This is a genomic window from Curtobacterium sp. MCPF17_011 (assembly GCF_003234145.1).
In the GTDB taxonomy this organism is placed as follows: Bacteria; Actinomycetota; Actinomycetes; order Actinomycetales; family Microbacteriaceae; genus Curtobacterium.
The window spans coordinates 65613-83286 of the sequence record NZ_QKSK01000006.1; the positions used below are offsets into that span (position 1 = coordinate 65613).

At 71.6% G+C, this 17674-nt stretch carries 17 protein-coding genes; 5 read left to right on the forward strand and 12 right to left on the reverse strand.

Going from position 1 to position 17674, the window contains the following annotated elements; translation table 11 throughout:
* Positions 1-91: 91 nt before the first annotated feature.
* From DEJ25_RS09070 to DEJ25_RS09125, 12 genes are all read right to left on the reverse strand, one after another.
* Entirely contained in the window at positions 92-607 is a 516-nt protein-coding gene (locus DEJ25_RS09070; RefSeq protein WP_110903867.1) for a GNAT family N-acetyltransferase, read from the reverse strand.
* Positions 608-656: 49 nt separating this feature from the next.
* A complete protein-coding gene (locus DEJ25_RS09075; protein WP_258366460.1) occupies positions 657-1337 on the reverse strand; it encodes a response regulator transcription factor in 681 nt (226 codons plus the stop codon).
* Positions 1334-2686 carry a sensor histidine kinase gene (locus tag DEJ25_RS09080; RefSeq protein ID WP_111044478.1) on the reverse strand — a complete coding sequence of 451 codons (1353 nt, stop codon included), beginning with the start codon at positions 2684-2686 and terminating at the stop codon, positions 1334-1336. The genes DEJ25_RS09075 and DEJ25_RS09080 overlap by 4 nt, the downstream gene beginning before the upstream one ends.
* Positions 2687-2690: 4 nt before the next feature.
* A complete protein-coding gene (locus tag DEJ25_RS09085) occupies positions 2691-4628 on the reverse strand; it encodes an FtsX-like permease family protein (RefSeq protein WP_111044479.1) in 1938 nt (645 codons plus the stop codon).
* The gene (locus DEJ25_RS09090; RefSeq protein ID WP_220033201.1) at positions 4625-5392 is read right to left on the reverse strand and encodes an ABC transporter ATP-binding protein; all 768 of its coding nucleotides are present in this window, start codon (positions 5390-5392) and stop codon (positions 4625-4627) included. Before DEJ25_RS09090 ends, DEJ25_RS09085 begins: the two co-directional genes overlap by 4 nt.
* 126 nt (positions 5393-5518) lie before the next feature.
* A complete protein-coding gene (gene mnhG, locus DEJ25_RS09095) occupies positions 5519-5884 on the reverse strand; it encodes a monovalent cation/H(+) antiporter subunit G (protein WP_111044480.1) in 366 nt (121 codons plus the stop codon).
* Entirely contained in the window at positions 5881-6276 is a 396-nt protein-coding gene (locus DEJ25_RS09100) for a sodium:proton antiporter (protein ID WP_181421579.1), read from the reverse strand. The genes mnhG and DEJ25_RS09100 overlap by 4 nt, the downstream gene beginning before the upstream one ends.
* On the reverse strand, positions 6273-6854 hold the full coding sequence (locus tag DEJ25_RS09105) for a Na+/H+ antiporter subunit E (RefSeq protein WP_111044481.1): 582 nt from the start codon (positions 6852-6854) through the stop codon (positions 6273-6275). The genes DEJ25_RS09100 and DEJ25_RS09105 overlap by 4 nt, the downstream gene beginning before the upstream one ends.
* Positions 6851-8584 (reverse strand): Na+/H+ antiporter subunit D, encoded by a 1734-nt coding sequence (locus DEJ25_RS09110; RefSeq protein ID WP_111044482.1) that lies wholly within the window; start codon positions 8582-8584, stop codon positions 6851-6853. The genes DEJ25_RS09105 and DEJ25_RS09110 overlap by 4 nt, the downstream gene beginning before the upstream one ends.
* Entirely contained in the window at positions 8581-9063 is a 483-nt protein-coding gene (locus DEJ25_RS09115) for a Na(+)/H(+) antiporter subunit C (protein WP_110903859.1), read from the reverse strand. Before DEJ25_RS09115 ends, DEJ25_RS09110 begins: the two co-directional genes overlap by 4 nt.
* Complete coding sequence (locus DEJ25_RS09120) at positions 9060-11930, reverse strand: Na+/H+ antiporter subunit A (RefSeq protein ID WP_111044483.1); 2871 nt, start codon at positions 11928-11930, stop codon at positions 9060-9062. Before DEJ25_RS09120 ends, DEJ25_RS09115 begins: the two co-directional genes overlap by 4 nt.
* 162 nt (positions 11931-12092) lie before the next feature.
* Positions 12093-12896, reverse strand: coding sequence for an SDR family NAD(P)-dependent oxidoreductase (locus tag DEJ25_RS09125; RefSeq protein ID WP_111044484.1), 804 nt, complete (start codon positions 12894-12896; stop codon positions 12093-12095).
* 52 nt (positions 12897-12948) lie between these two features.
* On the opposite strand from DEJ25_RS09125, the gene DEJ25_RS09130 reads away from it, so the two are divergent.
* From DEJ25_RS09130 to DEJ25_RS09150, 5 genes are all read left to right on the forward strand, one after another.
* Entirely contained in the window at positions 12949-13725 is a 777-nt protein-coding gene (locus DEJ25_RS09130; protein WP_111044596.1) for an SDR family oxidoreductase, read from the forward strand.
* Between the two features lie 73 nt (positions 13726-13798).
* Entirely contained in the window at positions 13799-14446 is a 648-nt protein-coding gene (locus DEJ25_RS09135) for a DedA family protein (protein WP_111044485.1), read from the forward strand.
* A gap of 69 nt (positions 14447-14515) precedes the next feature.
* Positions 14516-15418, forward strand: a complete 903-nt coding sequence (locus DEJ25_RS09140; RefSeq protein ID WP_258366461.1) for an SMP-30/gluconolactonase/LRE family protein — start codon at positions 14516-14518, stop codon at positions 15416-15418.
* Positions 15419-15435: 17 nt separating this feature from the next.
* Entirely contained in the window at positions 15436-16587 is a 1152-nt protein-coding gene (rlmC, locus tag DEJ25_RS09145) for a 23S rRNA (uracil(747)-C(5))-methyltransferase RlmC (RefSeq protein ID WP_111044487.1), read from the forward strand.
* Between the two features lie 335 nt (positions 16588-16922).
* Positions 16923-17609, forward strand: coding sequence for a transglycosylase family protein (locus DEJ25_RS09150; RefSeq protein ID WP_111044597.1), 687 nt, complete (start codon positions 16923-16925; stop codon positions 17607-17609).
* Positions 17610-17674 lie beyond the last annotated feature (65 nt).

Consider the following 17674-nt stretch of genomic DNA (forward strand, 5'->3'; position numbering starts at 1 on the left):
GACCGCGGCGCCATCGTCGGACGTGCGGCTCAGGGTCGACGCCTCCGGTGGCCGTCCGATGTGCATCGGCGCGGAGACCGTCCATCACGGTTCACTGCAGACTCTTCACGAGCTCCAGTTCCTCGCCGGCGGGCGGCAACGGGTAGGGCAATCGCCGACCGGTCGGCGTGAATCCCCGACGGCGGTAGAAGCCGATGGCTCGCGGGTTGTCCTCGTGCACGTGCAGGAAGAGCTGCTGGCCCCGCTCACGTGCCCAGTCCTCCACCGCGTCGAGGAGCGCGTCCGTGACGCCGACGTCCCGGCCTCGTGAGTCGGGATCCACGAAGACGCCGATCAGGAGGGGCGCTTCGTTCTCGATGCGACCGCCCATGATCCCGGCCCACGTGCCGGTCGACGTGTCGACGGCGACGAACCACGCCGTTCCGTTGTCGGCTCCACCGCCGGCACGTCGACGCCACTCGTCGTCACCGACCTGCTGAGCTCCCTCGAGGGTCTCGAGGAAGGCGAGCGGCGTGTCCGCGAGCATCCGGAGGCGTAGGTCACGGAACTGCTGCCAGTCGCTGCGGCTGCTGCGGACGATCGTGAAGCGTTCGGTCGGTGGAGTCATCCGGGATTCCCTTCGGGCAGCGCTGTGACCTCGTTCGAGGCGTCCTCGTTCACACTCCTCCTGCTCGGAGCCACGCGAGGACGGCGAGCACCCGACGATGCCCGTCGGGGGTCGGCTCGAGATCCAGCTTGGCGAAGATGGAGCCGATGTGCTTCTCGACGGAGGCGATCGCGAGCCCGAGCCGATGCGCGATCGCCTGGTTGGTGTGCCCCTCCGCGATGAGGCGGAGGACGTCCCGTTCGCGCGGAGTCAGGCGTTCGATCGGATCGGTGCGTCGGGTGAAGAGGCGCTGGACGATCTGTGGGTCGAGGACCAGACCGCCACGGGCGACCCGGACGACGTCCGCCTTGAGTTCGTCGATCGAGGAGATGCGGTCCTTCAGGAGGTACCCGATGTGGTGTTCTCCGGTGGCGAGGAGTTCCCGGGCGTAATCCAGTTCTGCGTACTGGCTGAGCAGCAACACGGCCACCTCGGGGTGCTCGGTCCGGATCCGTACCGCAGCCCGGAGACCTTCATCGCGGAACGTGGGTGGCATCCGGACGTCGAGGACGGCAACGTCGGGCCGGACCGTCCCGAGATCGGCGAGGAGGCTGTCCGCGTCCCCGTACGAGCCGGCAACGGCGAACCCGGCCTCTTCGAACAGACGGACGGTGCCTTCCCGGAGCAGGAGCGAGTCTTCCGCGAGGACGAGGCGCAACTGGTGGGGAGGTGGTTCTTGTCCGAGGGTCACGACGCCAGGGTAGGGGTCTCGTCCGGGTCGGCATCCTGCGGGATCGGGATCGTGACGAGGACCTTGGTCGGGCCTCCCGGAGGGCTGCTGATGGAGAGGGCTCCCTGCAGGCCTTCGACGCGAGCACGCAGGCCGCTGAGCCCGTGCCCCTCGTCCATCAGCGCGCCGCCGTGGCCGTCGTCACGGACCTCGAGCTCGAGGTTCCCGTCCGACCCTGCAACTGCTCGGAGCTCCACGGCCCTGGCATCGGCGTGCTTGGCGACGTTGGTGACGAGTTCGGAGAGGATCGCGTACGCGCTCCTCTCGATTGCCCCGAGACCGGGGCCCGCGTCGTCGAGGCGGACCTCGGCTGTCGTCGGTACCACGCTGTCGTCCGCGAGGGACCGGATCGCGGCTGCGAGACCACGGTCTTGGAGGATCGGTGGGGCGAGTCCGCGCGAGAGGTTCCGGATCGTCTCGAGCACCGCTTTCGCGCGTTCGAGCGACTCGGCGACCAGTCGTTGCGCTGCAGGGGTGTCGTCCGGGAGGCGGCGGAGGGCGATGGCGAGGTCGTACTGCAGTCGGAGGAGTTGCTGCTGCGGGCCGTCGTGGATGTCCCGTTCCAGTCGACGGAGTGAGGCGTCCTCGGCCAGGAGGGCAGCACGACGACCGGATTCGGCGCGTTGGGCGCCGCGCAGGAGCCGGGCGTTCTCCCGTTCGCCGAGCAGGAGCGCGGCGAGGCGTAGGTGCGCCGCCGTCAGGACGTGCAGGACGAGGGGGAACGTCACGACGAGGGCGAGCCCCCAGAGGACCATGACGACCGGGCGCACGACGAGCCCCGTCCACTGACCGCTGTCGCCGATGCCGGCAGCCACCCGTGCGAGCCAGACGTCGTCCTGCTGGGTGACCAGCCCGCCCCACGCGGGGAACGTGACAGCACCGATGGCGGTGGCGCCCCACGCGACCGTCGCCACCCATGTGGCGACGGCCAGCGGGAAGGTCGCCAGCGTGTGAGCCGTGTACGCCCAGTTCCGGGTGTCGCCGAGCGGTGCGGTGATGCGCAGCCACGGCCCCGTCGCGGTTCCTCCCCGCGGGGAAGCGGTGCCGATCGTCCAGTCCGGGGGACTCGGAACGGAGCCGACCTGTGCGGCGCGGCGGCGCGCGACGGTCCCCAGGAGCCCGCCGAGCCGGACCGTCTGCGCGAGCAGCGGCAGCCCGACCCACACGATGCTCAGTCCGAGTCCCAGGCACAGCAGCGGTACCACGACAACGAAGCCGACGAGGTCGACCGGGAGCGCCGTGATGAGGTACCAGGCGCGTCGGGGTGCACTCTGCCATTCGCTGACGTACGGCTGTGGTCGGTTCGTCATGCACTCATCCTCGCGCCGACAGGAGTGCGGCGGGCTGCTGCCGGGTTGCGACGGCCGCGGCGACCAGCCCAGCGACTCCGGTCAGGACGAGACCTCCCGCACCCGCCGCGATCACGAGTGGCCACGGGATGTCCAGCGTCGCTGCTCCGGTGGCCTGCGCTGTTCCCATGAGCACGGCGAACACCGTCATCACGCTCGCAGTGAGGGCCAAGCCCACGGCCGATCCGGCGACCAGGAGCGTCTCGAGAGCTGCCGCTGTCAGGACCTGGGCTCGGGTCATGCCGCTCGCTCGCGCAACCGCGAACTCCTGGCGTCGGCCTGACGCGGCGATGGCGACTGCGTTGAGGATGCCGATGACCGCGTACAGGGCACCGACGGCCATGACGACGACCAGGACCTGCGCGTTCTGGTCCTGACCAGCGGAGCCGGTTTCCGTGACCCACGTGCGCATGTCGGTCACCGAGCCGAGGTCAGCGAGCGCAGCACTGACTGCACGACGATCCGCTCCGGACCGGATCTCCACGAAGGTGGTGGCCGGGCTGGCCTCGAGGATGTCCGCCGGCACGAAGTCCCGTCGTACGACGATCCCGACCTGCCCAGCGCTGCCTGCTGGAACCGGAGTGCCGAACCGGACCGACCCGAGGTGACGGTCGCCGATGCTGACCGTTCCTGCATCTCCCAGTCCCAGCCCCGCGGCACCAGGTCCGGGTGCAGCAGCGGTACGGCCGAGGTCCTGGAGTGCCTCCCGAGCTCCGGGATGTGCGGTGGCGAACGTCCCGGGGTCCATCACGAGGGCTTCGGTCGTGATCGGCAGGGCGGTGCCCGCCAGGTCTTCCGGCATGCCCGAGATCGATGACCCGGACGGCTGGATCCGCACCGGCACCGTCCACTCGGTGGACGCGCTCACCACCCCCGGGATCGTCCCCGGGTCTGTCGCGAGCGAGCCGCTGCTCTCCAGCACCAGGTCGGCGTGCGTGCCGCGCGCGATCTGCGCGGTCGCCGCGTCGGTGAAGGACGACATCGCGATCGGCTGGCTCAGGACCAGCGCCAGCAGGACGATGAGAGGTGTGGCCGTGGACGCTGACCTGCTCCGGGCGTCCCGGAGGTTCGCGAAGGCGAGGACACCGACGGCCGAGCGAGGGCGGGGGAGGATCGTGGCCACGACCGGCACGAGCGCGGGAGCCGTCATCGTGATCGCGAGGGCGGCGGTGATGCCGGCGGACATGGCCATCGCCTGCCCTCCTGCGAGGCCGCCGGCGGGTGCCAGCACCACCAGGGCGACGGTCGCCGCGGAGAACCCGAGTCCTGCGGTCCATCGTGCTCTCGTCATCGGTCGTGCTGCTGCACCCACCGCCCGGACGGCGTCCAAGGGTTCGATACGGGCGGCGCGGCGTGCAGCGACGGTGACTCCTGCGAACGCGAGACCGACACCGAACGCCAAGGACGCGGGGACGATCCACACCTGCCAGACCGGGGCGAACCCCTGCGGCACGAACCCGGCATCGACGAGCATGCGCGTCTCGATCTGCATCAGCCCGACGCCGGCCGGGACACCGATGGCGGCTCCCAGGAGACCGAGGATGAGTGCCTCGCCCCGGAGCATCCGTCGCACTTGCCCGACCTCGGCACCGACGATCCGCAGGAGAGCGAGATCTCGTCGTCGCTCGTCCACCGAGAAGGCGAACGTGGAGGCGATGATGAAGACAGCCAGGAATGCGGCGAAGCCCAGGGTGACCGAGACCACGGTCACCGCGACGATGGTGCTGCCGTCGAACCGTGCCTGGGTCAGCGCGTCAGCGCCAGCAGGAGGCTGCATGCCGAGGACGGACAGCAGGAGCAGCAAGGACGCCTGGACGAGTCCGACACCGAGCGCAACGGTCACGACCGCGCCGACGTAGGTCTGCCAGCGCTCGCGGAAGCCTCGCAACGCGATCCCGTTCATCGTCCCGTCTCCAGGGACACGAGGCGGCTCGCGATCGCCGATGCGTCGGCGCCCACGAGGGAGTCGACCAAGCGCCCGTCACGGAGGAACACCGTCGAGTCAGCGGCAGCGGCAGCGGCAGGATCGTGGGTGACCATCAGGATGGTCTGTCCCGCGTCGGTCATCTCACGCATCATGGCGAGGACCACCCGCGCGGCACCGGAGTCGAGAGCACCGGTCGGCTCATCCGCGAACAGGACCTCGGGTGCGGTGATCATCGCACGGGCGATCGCGACACGCTGCTGCTGACCTCCGGACAACTCCCGTGGCCGGTGACCCGCTCGCTCGCCGAGGCCGACCCGTGTGAGAGCGTCGCGGATCATCTGCCGCGACGGGCGTCGTCCCGCCAACTCCAGAGGCAGGGCGACGTTCTGTTCGGCTGTGAGTGATGCGATGAGGTTGAACGTCTGGAACACGAAGCCGATGCGGTTCCGGCGCAACAGCGTGCGCTCGTGGTCGTCTGCCTCGGTGATGTCCGTCCCGCCGAGGACCACCCGACCGGAATCGGCCCGGTCGAGGCCGGCGGCGATCTGCAGGAGCGTGGACTTCCCCGAGCCGGAAGGGCCCATGATCGCGGTCCACGTGCCCTTCGGCAGTTCGAGGGTGACGTTCCGCAGTGCGGTGACACTGGCTTCACCGGTGCCGTGTGTGCGTGTGACGTCGAGCAGCGCGAGGGCGGTGTCGCTGTCGACCTGGGGAGGGGCGGTTGCCGTGGTGGTTGTCATGCCCCTCATCACACTCATCGCGAGGGTCCTGGAACAGCGTGCGGGCTGGGCATCGACCCCCTGGCCATCCGGGGGGGTGGGACGGACCGCGTCGAGTGGGAGCCGGGAGGCCTTCGACGTGATCTGTCACGTCTCGGTGTCGTCGACCAGCAGGTCCTCGTGCCGGTAGTCGCCCGAGCGCAGTCCAGCGCGGGCGATCATGTGCGTCGACACCGGCACGAGTGCGAGCTGGAACACCATCGCCGGGATCACCATCCACAGCACGGACCAGATCCACACCGCGACGACGACAGCCGCCAGGCAGCAGGCGAGACCGAGGACCTGCGGCTTCGACATCGCGTGCAGTCGGACCAGCGGGTCGGGGAACCGGACGATGCCGATCGCCGCGCCGAGCGACAGCGCAGCCCCGACGAGCAGCAGCGCGAGGGCGATCCACGCCCGGATGCCGGCGTCGTCGAGGAATGCCTGGAGCATGTCCGTCATCTCGGTCATCGCTGCCCTCCCGCGCTGTGATCGGGCTCGTCCTGACCGCCGACCGCGGCCTCTCCGTCTGCTGCCTGCACGGCGTGCTCCGGGGTGGTCGCGTCCATGCCCTCGTCGTCCGGGTCGGTCGACGGGGTGACCGCGCGCGCGACGGCGACGGTCGCGAAGACGCTCGTCGCGGCGATCACGACGAGCACCGGCACGGCACTCGCGTCCTGGCGGACGACGATCGACGCGGCGATCACGAGCAGGACGGTGGTGAGCACCATGTCGGACCCGATCATCCGGTCGAGGATGGTGGGGCCGCGGACGATCCGGCCGACCGCGAGGACCAGGGTCGCGCCGAGCAACGCCAGGACCAGGGCGATCCCGACCGCCATGACGACGACGGCGGCGCTCACCGGACCACCTCGGGCAGCGGTTCGGACAGCTCGGAGACGTCCTGCGCTGAGCCGATCGCACGGATCACGAGCGCCTCGATCCGGTGCGCTTCGCGTCGGGCGGCGTCCACCTGCTCGATGCGCTCGGTGTCGAGCACGTGGAGGAGCAGGCGTCGGCGGCGCAGGTCCTCGTCGATGACGTAGGAGCCGGGGACGAGTGAGATCGCGATGGTGGACAGCGTGAAGGTCATCTCCGACGTGGTGTGCAGTTGGACGAGGACGATCGAGCTCGTCCGGACCCCTCGTGGCCGGACCGCGACCCAGGCGACCCGGAACGACGCGAGCACGACGTACCCCGCCCAGACGAGCAGGAACCAGACGACGTGCACGATCGAGAACCGTGCCGACAGCGGGACCGGCGGCAGCGGCAGCGACTGGGTGACGAGCAGCGCGACGACGACGCCGCAGAGCAACGTGAGCGGTGTCCAGTTCCCCCAGAGCAGCGCCCACAGCACCGTGAGCCCGGTGACGAGTGGCACGTCGTAGCGCCACGCCAGCGCCATCCGGCGGGCGTTCGTGAAGCGTCGGACGTCGGTCATCGCGCCTCACCCCCGAGCACGGCCTGCACGTAGCGGTCGGGCGACTCGAGGGACTCGGCGGCGCGGGTCGCGTACCCGTAGAGCGGCCCGGCGAGGACGGTGAGGGCGACCGACCCGAGGACGGCGATGGTGGTCACGACGACGAGCATCGGTGGCAGCTTCGCCCGGGCGTGCTCGGTCGACGGTGCGTCGCCGTGGTCGTGGGCGTCCGACCGCGTCGGGTCGTCGAGCGTCGCGACCGAGCCGTCGCCGGCCGGGGCGCGGACGACCGCAGCCGACGCACCGGTGTCGGACGGGCCTCCTGTCCGGCCCTCGGTCTCCGTCTCGGGGACCGTGACCGGCGCGGGTTCCGGCGCACGCAGGTGCTCGTGCGGCTCGGCGACACTGGCGTGCGGGGCGGCGGCCTCGGCGGCGGGCTCGGGGCGCCAGAAGGCCGCATCCCAGACGCGCATCAGCGCGTACAGGGTCAGGAGGCTCGTCACGACCCCGGCGCCGATCGTCACGTACGCGAGTGGCGAGCCGTCCTCGGCCGCGGCCCGGAACAGGCCGAGCTTGCCGATGAAGCCGGAGAACGGCGGGATGCCGCCGAGGTTGAACGCCGGGATCAGGTACAGCGCGGCGAGCAGGGGCGCCGCCTTGAGGAGGCCGCCGAGGGAGCGCGTCGAGGTCGTGCCGCCGACCCGCTCCATGAGGCCGGAGACGAGGAACAGGGTGGTCTGCACGACGATGTGGTGCACCGTGTAGAAGACCGCCGCGGCGGTGCCGGCCACCGACCCGAGGCCGATGCCCATCACCATGAAGCCGATGTGGCTGATGAGCGTGAAGGACAGCAGTCGTTTCACGTCGGTCTGCGACACCGCGCCGAGCACCCCGACCACCATCGTCAGCACCGCCACCACGAGCAGGACCGAGTTCAGTTGGGGTCTCGGGAAGATGATCGTCTCGAGTCGGATGATCGCGTAGATGCCGACCTTCGTGAGCAGACCCGCGAACACCGCGGTGACCGGTGCGGGGGCGGTCGGGTACGAATCCGGCAGCCAGAACGCCAGTGGGAACACGGCCGCCTTGATGCCGAATCCGATGAGCAGCATCGTGTGCAGCAGCAGTTGCACGTGCTCCGGCAGGTCGGCCATCCGCTCGCTGATCTGAGCGATGTTCACGGTGCCGGTCGCGCCGTAGACCAGGCCGATGGCGGCGAGGAAGATCGACGACGCGATCAGGCTCGTCACGATGTAGGTGGTTCCGGCGCGGACCCGCTGCACACTGCCGCCGACGGTGATGAGCACGTAGCTCGCCACCAGGAGCATCTCGAACGCCACGTACAGGTTGAACAGGTCGCCGGCGATGAACGAGTCGAGCACGCCCGCCGCCAGCACCAGGTAGGTCGGGTAGAAGATCGTGACCGGGGCGTCCTCGTCGTCGTCGGCCAGGCCCTGCCCGATGGAGAACAGCAGGACGACGAGCAGCACCGAACTCGACACCGTCAGGAGCAGGGCGCTCAGCCGGTCGACGACCAGTGAGATGCCGTACGGGGCCTGCCAGCCGCCGACCTGCACGACGATGGTGCCGTGCCGGTCGACCAGGACCATGAGCGTGACGGCGACCGCGACCGCGATGACGAGCACCGCGACCGTGATGGCGCGCTGCAGCTGCTGGTGGCGGAGGAGTCCGAGGGCGACGGCGGCGCCGAGGAGCGGGACGAGGACCAGGAGCGGGACGAGGGAGGTCACGGTGCGGGCCTGCTCTCGGTCGCGTGTGGGGCCGTTTCGTGCGGGTCGTCCGCGTCCTCGGGGGACTTCGGGTCGTACCGTCGGGGGCTGTCGTCCTCGGCGAGCTCGGGGTCGTCGTCGGCGGGGTCGGCGCGGTCGGTGCGGATCGCGACGTCGGCCTCGTCCACCTCGACCTCGTCCGCACGCGACAGCCGCCAGGAGCGGTGGATGAGGGCCAGCAGGAACGCGCTGACCGCGAAGGTGATGACGATCGCGGTGAGGGCGAACGCCTGGGGCAGCGGGTCCGTGATCCCCTCGGCGGACTTGCCGATCGGCGGGTCACCGGCCGCGCCGGACATCGTCAGCAGCAGCAGGTTCAGGGAGTTGCCGAGGAGCAGGAACCCGAGCAGCATCCGGGTCAGGGAGCGTTCGAGGAGCAGGTAGACGCCGCACGAGAACAGCACGGCCATCGCGATGACGAGGACGAGGGTGACGGTCATGCGGGTCCCTCCTGGGTGTCGGCGGTGGGGACGCGTCGGTCCTCGAGGCGCTGTCGGTCGACCTCGGCCCCGAGCGAGCGGAGCACGTCGAGCACGAGTCCGACGACGACCAGGTACACGCCGATGTCGAAGAACGTGGCGGTGACGAACTCGACGTGGCCGAGGACCGGGACGGTGGCCTCGAAGAACTCGGAGTACAGGGCGTCCTTGCCGAAGAACATCGGCGTGATCGCGGTGATGCCGGCCGTGGCGACCCCGAGGCCGAGCAGTCGCCCGGCGCGGATCGGTGCCGCGGCCCCGAGTTCCGCCGGGCCCCCGGCCAGGTACCGGGCGGCGAGGGCGACACCGGCGACGAGACCGCCCGCGAAGCCACCACCGGCCGAGTTGTGTCCGGCGAAGAGCAGGTAGACCGACAGCACGACGAGCCCGTGGAACAGCAGGCGGACGACGATGTCGAGCAGTGCCGAGCGTCCGGTCGGGATCGCGGCGCTCGTCGGCAGCCAGGCCCGCGGCTCGCCGTCGGCCCGGTCGTCACCGCTCGCGACCGAGGCCGGCATGTCCCGGAGTCGCGGCAGGGTGTCTTCCCGCGACCGCACGAAGATCAGGCTCGCGACACCGGTCGCCGCGGCCACGACGACGGTCAGCTCGCCCAGGGTGTCCCAGCCGCGCAGGTCGACGAGGGCGACGTTGACGACGTTGAGGCCGTGCCCGAAGGAGCTGGTCAGCGCCGGCAGGTCGGGCCAGAGCGGCTCGGCGGTGCGGGCTGACGCGGCGACGACGACCACGATCGCCAGGGTCAGGCCGGCGAGGGCGGCGAACAGTGCCCGGAGCGCCCGGAAGCGCGACGGGTTGGCGGTGCCGATGCGCGGGGGCAGGCGACGCAGCACGAGGACGAACGCGATCAGGGTCACGGTCTCGACGACGAGCTGGGTGAGCGCGAGGTCGACGGCGCCGTGCAGCAGGAACAGGATCGCGGTGCCGTACCCGGTCACGCCGACCAGGACGGCTGCGGCGAACCGGGTCTTCGCGGCCAGGACGGCGATCGCGGCCATCGCCATCACGACGACGACGGGCAGCTGGCCCCAGGTGTCGGCGAACCGGATGTGGAAGGCCCAGGGGCCTCCGACGACCAGGTTGGCGAGGGCGCCGGCGACGAACACCGACAGGATCACGGTCAGGTAGTAGGGCAGCGAACCGCGCTGCAGGCTGGCGGTCAGCCAGGTCGCGAACCGGTCGAGCCCGCGCATCATCCGTCGGTAGTTCGCGGACGCCGAGGGTGAGCCGGCCAGGCGGTGTTGCACGGCCTCGACCCGGGCGCGGAGCAGGAACAGGAGGCCACCGCCGACCAGGGTCAGGGCGGAGATGCCGAGCACCGGCTCGAACCCGTGCCAGAGCGCCAGGTGCGGGACCTCGCCGGTACCGTGCCGCGCGGCCGTGGCGGCGGACTCGAAGCCGTGCGCGACGAACGGGGTCGCGAGCCCGAGGACGAGCCCCGCGACGCCGAGCACCGTGGGAACGACCCAGAGCCCGTGCAGCGCGTGCGGGTCGGTCTGGGCGACCCCGGACTTGCGGGCGAAGGTCCCCCAGAAGAAGCGGCACGAGTAGGCGACGGTCAGGACCGAACCGATCGTGACACCGACGAGTGCGACCCAGCCCCACCCGGCGTCGGTTCCGCGCAGTTCCTCGAGGAAGCCGCCGAGCACGACCTCCTTCGCGACGAAGCCGATGAACGGCGGGATGCCGGCCATCGACGCCAGCGCGAGCACCGCGACGGCGGCGAGCCCGGGCAGACGGCGTCCGACACCGCTGAGCTTCCAGAGGTCCCGGGTCCCGGCGACGTGGTCGACCGTGCCGACGACCAGGAACAGCGTCGACTTGAACGTGGCGTGGGCGACGAGCAGCACCACCCCACCGAGGGCGATCTCCGGTACGCCCCATCCGGCGGCGAGCACCAGGAACCCGAGCTGGGCGACCGTGCCGTACGCGAGCAGCAGCTTGAGGTCGGTCTGCCGGAGCGCCCGGTACCCGCCGACGAGCATGCCGAGCACCCCGAGCACCGTGATCGTCTCGCGCCAGCCGTCGAGCAGCGCGAAGGCCGGGGCCAGCCGGGCGACCAGGTAGATGCCGGCCTTCACCATCGCGGCGGCATGCAGGTAGGCGCTGACCGGGGTCGGCGCGGCCATCGCGGCGGGCAGCCAGAAGTGGAACGGCACGATCGCCGACTTCGTCAGCGCACCGACCAGGACGAGCATGACGGACACCGAGACGGCGGTGCCGGTCGGGGGAGTGGTGATGATCCCGGACAGTGACGTGGTGCCGGCGGCGACCGAGATCACGACGAGGCCGGCGAGCATCGCGAGCCCACCGGCCGTGGTGACGACGAGGGCCTGCATGGCCGCGGCCCGGCTGGCCCGCTTCACGGAATCGTGCCCGATGAGCAGGTAGGAGAAGACCGTCGTGGCCTCCCACAGGACGAAGAGCACGATGACGTCGTCCGCGATCACCAGGCCGTACATCGACCCGGCGAAGGCGGTGAGGACGCCGGCGAACCGGCCGAGCCCGGGCTCGTCGTCGGAGAAGTACGAGGCGCAGTAGACGAGCACGAGCGCGCCGACCACGCTGACCACGAGGGCGAGCACCCACGACAGGGCGTCCACCCGGAACGCCAGGTCGAGCGCGAGCTGTGGGATCCAGCGCACGCGTTCCATGACGCCGTCGCCGAGTGCCGGAGCGGTCTGGGTCAGCGTGAGGACCGCGGCCGCGGTGGGGGCGAGGGCGGCGACGAAGAAGACGCGACGCCCCAGCAGGGGAGTGAGTGCGGGGACGACGAGTGCGATGACGCCGAACGCGACGAGGACGGTGAACACAGGGGCACCTCCTCGGGGGTCGGGCTGCAGTCCGGCTCTCTTGGCACCTCACAGCCTACGGAGAGCCGCATGCACAGATCCTGTGCGAGCTGACAGGGTCCGTCGCGATGGTCCAGACTGCCCCCGACTCCGCCCGCTCGCGGACGCGGCCGCCCGGTCGGCTCAGCCCTCGTACGCCCGCGACGGGATCTGGGTCGCGAGCTTGCCGCCCGACACGTCGAGCAGCGTCCCCGTGACGTACCCCGCCAGGTCGCTCGCCAGGAAGAGCAGCACGTCCGCCACGTCGTCCGGCGTCTCCCACCGCCGGATCGAGAGCGTGTCGAGCAGCCGGTCCTGTACGGCGGCCGGCATGGTCGCGAAGCCGTTCATCGCGGTCGGCACCATGCCCGGCGCGTACGCGTTGACGGTGATGCCCCACGGCCCCAGCTCGGACGCGAGGACCCGGGTGAACTGCACGACGGCCGCCTTCGACGCCGCGTAGGCCGCGCTCCCCACGCTCGGCACGATCGCCGCGAACGACGCCGCGTTGACGATCCGGCCGCGCCCCGCCCGCTGCATGACGGGCGCCACCGCCTGGCTCATGAGGAAGGTGCCGCCGAGGTTCACGTCCATGCACCGTCGCCAGGCGTCCCACTCCAGGTCCACCACCCGCCCCTCGACGTTGATCCCTGCGTTGTTGACGAGGACGTCGACGGTGCCGTGCCGGGCCACCACCTCGTCCACGGCGTCGCGCACCGACTCCGGGTCGGTGACGTCGCAGGCGAGCACCTCGAGCGGGTGGGCGCCGTCCGGGACGCTGGGCGGGCCTCCCGCCTGGTCGTCCGCCGCGCGGTCCGCGAGCGCCACCGCCAGGTCGAGCGCGACCACGTGCGCGCCCTCGAGGCGGAACCGCTCCGCGATGGTCCTGCCGATCCCGCGGGCGGCGCCGGTGACGACCACCACCCGGTCGCTGAGGTCGAGGTGCATCGGTCGCTCCTTCGGGGCGTCCGTCGACGCCGACGCGTCTCCTGTCCCACCCATGACGGACGACGGCACGGCAGACCAGCGCGCGACGGACCAGCCGGCGACGGACGACCGCGTCCTGTGGGTCACGGGCGGCGGCAGCGGCATGGGTGCCGCGGCCGCGCAGGTGGCGGCACGGTCGGGCTGGAGGCTCGTCCTCAGCGGGCGTCGCACCGACCGTCTCGACACGGTCGCCGCCGGCATCCGCGCCGCGGGCGGCACCGCGGACGTCCTGCCCCTCGACGCCACCGACCCGGAGGCCGTCACCGCGGCCCGCGACACCGTCCTCGGACGGCACGGACGGCACGGTCGGATCGACGGGCTCGTCCTGTCGGCCGGGCTGAACTCCCCACGGCGGCGGTCGGACGACCAGTCGATGACCGACCTCCGGGCCGTGATCGACACGAACCTGACCGCGGTGGTGCAGGTCGTCGACGCGGCGCTCCCCGCCCTCCGGCGCTCCGGCGGGGTCGTGGTCGTCGTCTCCTCGTACGCGGGGTGGTCGTCGCAGCCGGGCGCGGGCGTGGCGTACTCGGCGAGCAAGACGGCCCTCGGCCCCGTCGTCCGCACGCTCAACCAGCAGGAGGCGCACCACGGCGTCCGGGCCACGCACCTCTGCCCGGGGGACGTCGCGACGGACTTCCTCGACCAGCGCCCGAGCGTGCCGGACGCCGCGGCACGCGCCGTGATGCTCATGCCCGAGGACGTCGGCCGGGCCGTCGGGTTCGTGCTGTCCGCCCCGGCACACGTGCGGATCGACGAGCTCGTGCTCTCCCCGGTGTCACAGCGCTGAGCGCGCGCGGTCCGGCGCAGGACCTGGGATGATCGACAGCGGTGCGTCCGACTCGTGCCGTGGAGGGTGACCGGTGGACGCAGCAGAACAGGTGGTGCTGCAGCTCGTCGGCACCCCGTGGGCGTTCCTGGTCGTCGGCCTGGTGCTCGCCGTCGGCAGCATCGCGGTCTTCCTGCCGAGCCAGGCGATGGTCGTCGCGATCGGCACGCTCCTGGTCGGCGGTGACGGCGGACTCCTGCCCGTGCTGCTGCTGATCGTCGCGGCCACGATCGGCATGGTGCTCGGCGACCTCGCGCTCTACCAGCTGGCCCGATCGGTCGACCTCGGCTCGAAGTCCTGGTTCGCGCGGCCGAAGGTCAGGAAGGCGCGGGAGGCCATCGACGAGCGCTACCGTGCCGCCCCCGGTCGCATCGCCGTCCTCGGGAGGTTCATCCCGATGGGCCGCCTCACCACGAACCTCGTCGGCGCCGACAGCGGTCTGGACGTCCGGCGCTTCCTGCTCAGCTGCGCGCTCGCCGACGTCGTCTGGGCCGCCTACTGCGTCGGGATCGCTGCGGCGACCGGGCACTGGAGTCGGGACCAGCCGTTCCTCGTGACCGTGCTGGCGGTCGTGGCGTCGATCCTGCTCGGGTTCGGCATCTCCGCGGTCGAGAAGGCCCTGCGGCGACGGAGCGCGGCGGCCGCGGCGGCCGCGGCAGCCGCGGCAGCCGCGGCGGTCTGATCCGTCGGGGTCGCCGGCGCCCCGGGGTGCGCGCGCACTAGCGTGGTCGCACCGTTCGAAGGAGAACCCGTGCCGAGCCTCACCGACCTCGTCCCCGACCCCACCGCGCTCGAGACCCTGCACACCGGCAGCACGTGGGCCGAGGGGCCGTGCTGGATCCCGGCCACCCGCACGCTCCGGTGGTCGGACATCCCCGGAGACCGCATCCTGCAGTGGTCCGCCACGGACGGCACGGTGTCGGTGTACGCCGACGGGGTCGAGTTCACCAACGGCCGGACCCTCGACCCCGACGGTTCGGTGGTGCAGTGCTCGCACGGACGCCGGCGCGTCGAGCGTGACCGGGACGGCGTCGTCACAGCGATCACGGCGCGATGGGGTGCGGTCGCGTACAACTCCCCGAACGACGTCGTCGTCGCCCGCGACGGCAGCGTCTGGTTCACCGACCCGGCCTACGGCATCACGCAGCCGCGCGAAGGCCACCCCGGGGAGCGGGAGTACGGCGACCACTGGGTGTTCCGCTGCGGCCCGGCCGGCGAGGACCTGCGCCCGGTCGTCCTCGACGTCGACGAGCCGAACGGGCTCGCGTTCTCGCCCGACGAGCGCGTCCTGTACGTGGCGAGCTCGGACGGCGACCGCCCGGTGATCCGCGCCTACGACGTCGTCACCGACGCTCCGGCGGCGTCCGGGGTGCCCGGGGTGCGGGTGAAGAACGGCCGCGACCTGGTGCGCTTCGCACCGGGTGAGGGTGTGCCGGACGGTCTCCGCGTCGACGAGGACGGCCGGATCTGGACCTCCGCCGCGGTCGGGGTGTTCGTGTACACGCCGGACGGCACCCGGATCGGCACCGTCCCGGTGCCCGAGGTCGTCGCGAACCTGTGCTTCGGCGGCGACGACGGCCGCGACCTCTTCGTCACCGCGACGACCTCGGTGCACCGCATCCGGACGACCACCCGGGACGCTGCCCGCCGCTGACGTATCCTGACTCGGCCATGCAGTGCGACTACTTCGACCGCGGGGTCTGCCGGTCGTGCACCCTGATGGGTCAGCCATACGGAGACCAGGTCCTCGACAAGGAGCTCCGCACCCGTGAACTCCTGCACGACGCCGTCGACGCCGCGGGTGGCCCGGGGACGGTCGAGTGGCTCCCGGCGATCACCAGCCCCGAGTCCGGCTACCGCAACAAGGCGAAGATGGTCGTCGGCGGCACCGCGCAGCAACCCACCGTCGGGATCCTCGACGAGCGGCAGCGCGGGGTCGACCTGCGGCACTGCGGCATCTGCACGCCGGGCATCCAGCGGGCGCTCCCGGTCCTGGCCGACTTCATCTCCTCCGCCGGACTGATGCCGTACGACGTCCGACAGCGCCGCGGCGAGTTGAAGTACGTGCTCGTCACCGAGTCGCCGGACGGCGAGCTGATGGTCCGGTTCGTCCTCCGGAGCGAGGGGCAGCTGCCACGCCTGCGGGACCGGCTCGGCGACCTCCACCGGGTCCTGCCGCAGGCCGTCGTCGTCACCGCGAACCTGCTGCCCGAGCACAAGGCCGTGACCGAGGGGGACCGGGAGGTCGTCCTCACCGAGCAGCAGACCCTGCCGATGCGCCTGGGGCCGGTGACGATGCACCTGCGCCCGCAGAGCTTCTTCCAGACGAACACCACCGTCGCGACCCAGCTGTACGCGCAGGCGTCGGAGTGGATCGACGAGGTCGGTCCGGCCTCGATGTGGGACCTGTACTGCGGTGTCGGCGGGTTCGCCCTGCACGCAGCACGCCCGGGTCGCGCGGTCACCGGCATCGAGACCAGTCGTGAGGCGATCGTGTCCGCCAAGCAGTCCGCCCGCGAGGCCGGCCTGACCGACGTCCGCTTCGCCGCCGACGACGCGACCGCCCACGCCCTGCGCGCCCGGCCCGGCACCACCCCCGAACTCGTCGTCGTCAACCCGCCCCGACGCGGCATCGGCGCCGAGCTCGCCGGGTGGTTGGAGACGTCCGAGGTCCAGCACGTCGTCTACTCCAGTTGCAACCCCGTGACGCTCGCACGCGACCTCGCGGTGATGCCGTCGTTCCGCCTGCGACGGGTGCGCGTGCTCGACATGTTCCCGCAGACGGGGCACCTCGAGGCCGTCACGCTGCTCTCGCGGGGCTGACGGACGGGAGGCGGCTCGCGGTGCCGCCACGGGCCTCCCGTCCGTCCCCGGTCGCCCGGATCCGCGATTGCCAGGGAACTCGGAAGGTCGTGTACCCGGGTACGTCCGATCGCCGCGCCCATGGGCATCGAGACGTTCAGGTTCGCCGCGGGGTACATAGCACTACTGGGTAGAACCGTTGGTCTCAGTTTGATAACGAGCATGGATTTCCTATGGTGGCCCACCGTGACGCCGGCGCGGAGGCTGCCCCCGGTGACACCATCAGACTGACCGCGATCGGTCGGGGTGGGCAGCCGGCGTCGGGAACGACGATGCGACCCCGGTGGAGCAACGACATGAAGAACCACACCCGAACCCGCGCCCTCGTCGGCGGACTCGCCTTCGCCGGCATCGCCGCCACGGGCGTCGGTCTCGCAGCTGCACCGGCCAGTGCGGCCGACGGCTCGACCTGGGACGCCCTGGCAGCCTGCGAGTCCAGTGGCAACTGGGCCACCAACACCGGCAACGGCTACTACGGCGGACTGCAGTTCTCGCAGAGCACCTGGGCCGCCAACGGTGGCACCGGCAGCCCGGCCGGTGCGAGCCGTGCGACGCAGATCGCCGTGGCCGAGAACGTCCTCGCCTCGCAGGGCTGGGGCGCCTGGCCCGCGTGCTCCGCGAAGCTCGGCCTGAGCGGCACGAGCGGCGCGGCCCCCGCCCCGGTCGCCCAGCAGGCGGCTCCGGCACCGGCTCCGCAGGCTGCTGCCCCGGCGGCACCGGCCCGTCAGGCTGCGCCGGCACCGCAGGCGGCGGCCCCGAAGGCCGTCGCGAGCACGCCGGCACCGTCGGCGACCGCGACCAAGCCCGCCGCCGTGCCGACCAGCGGCAAGACGTACAAGGTGGTCTCGGGCGACACGCTCGACACCATCGCGACGAAGCTCGGCGTCGAAGGTGGCTGGAAGCAGCTCTGGGCGGCGAACACGTCGACCGTGGACGACGCGAACCTCATCTACGCGGGACAGACCCTGCAGCTCCCGGCCTGACGCTCAGCGTCTCGCGCCGATCGGAAGCGCCCCACGACCTCGGTCGTGGGGCGCTCCGTCGTCCG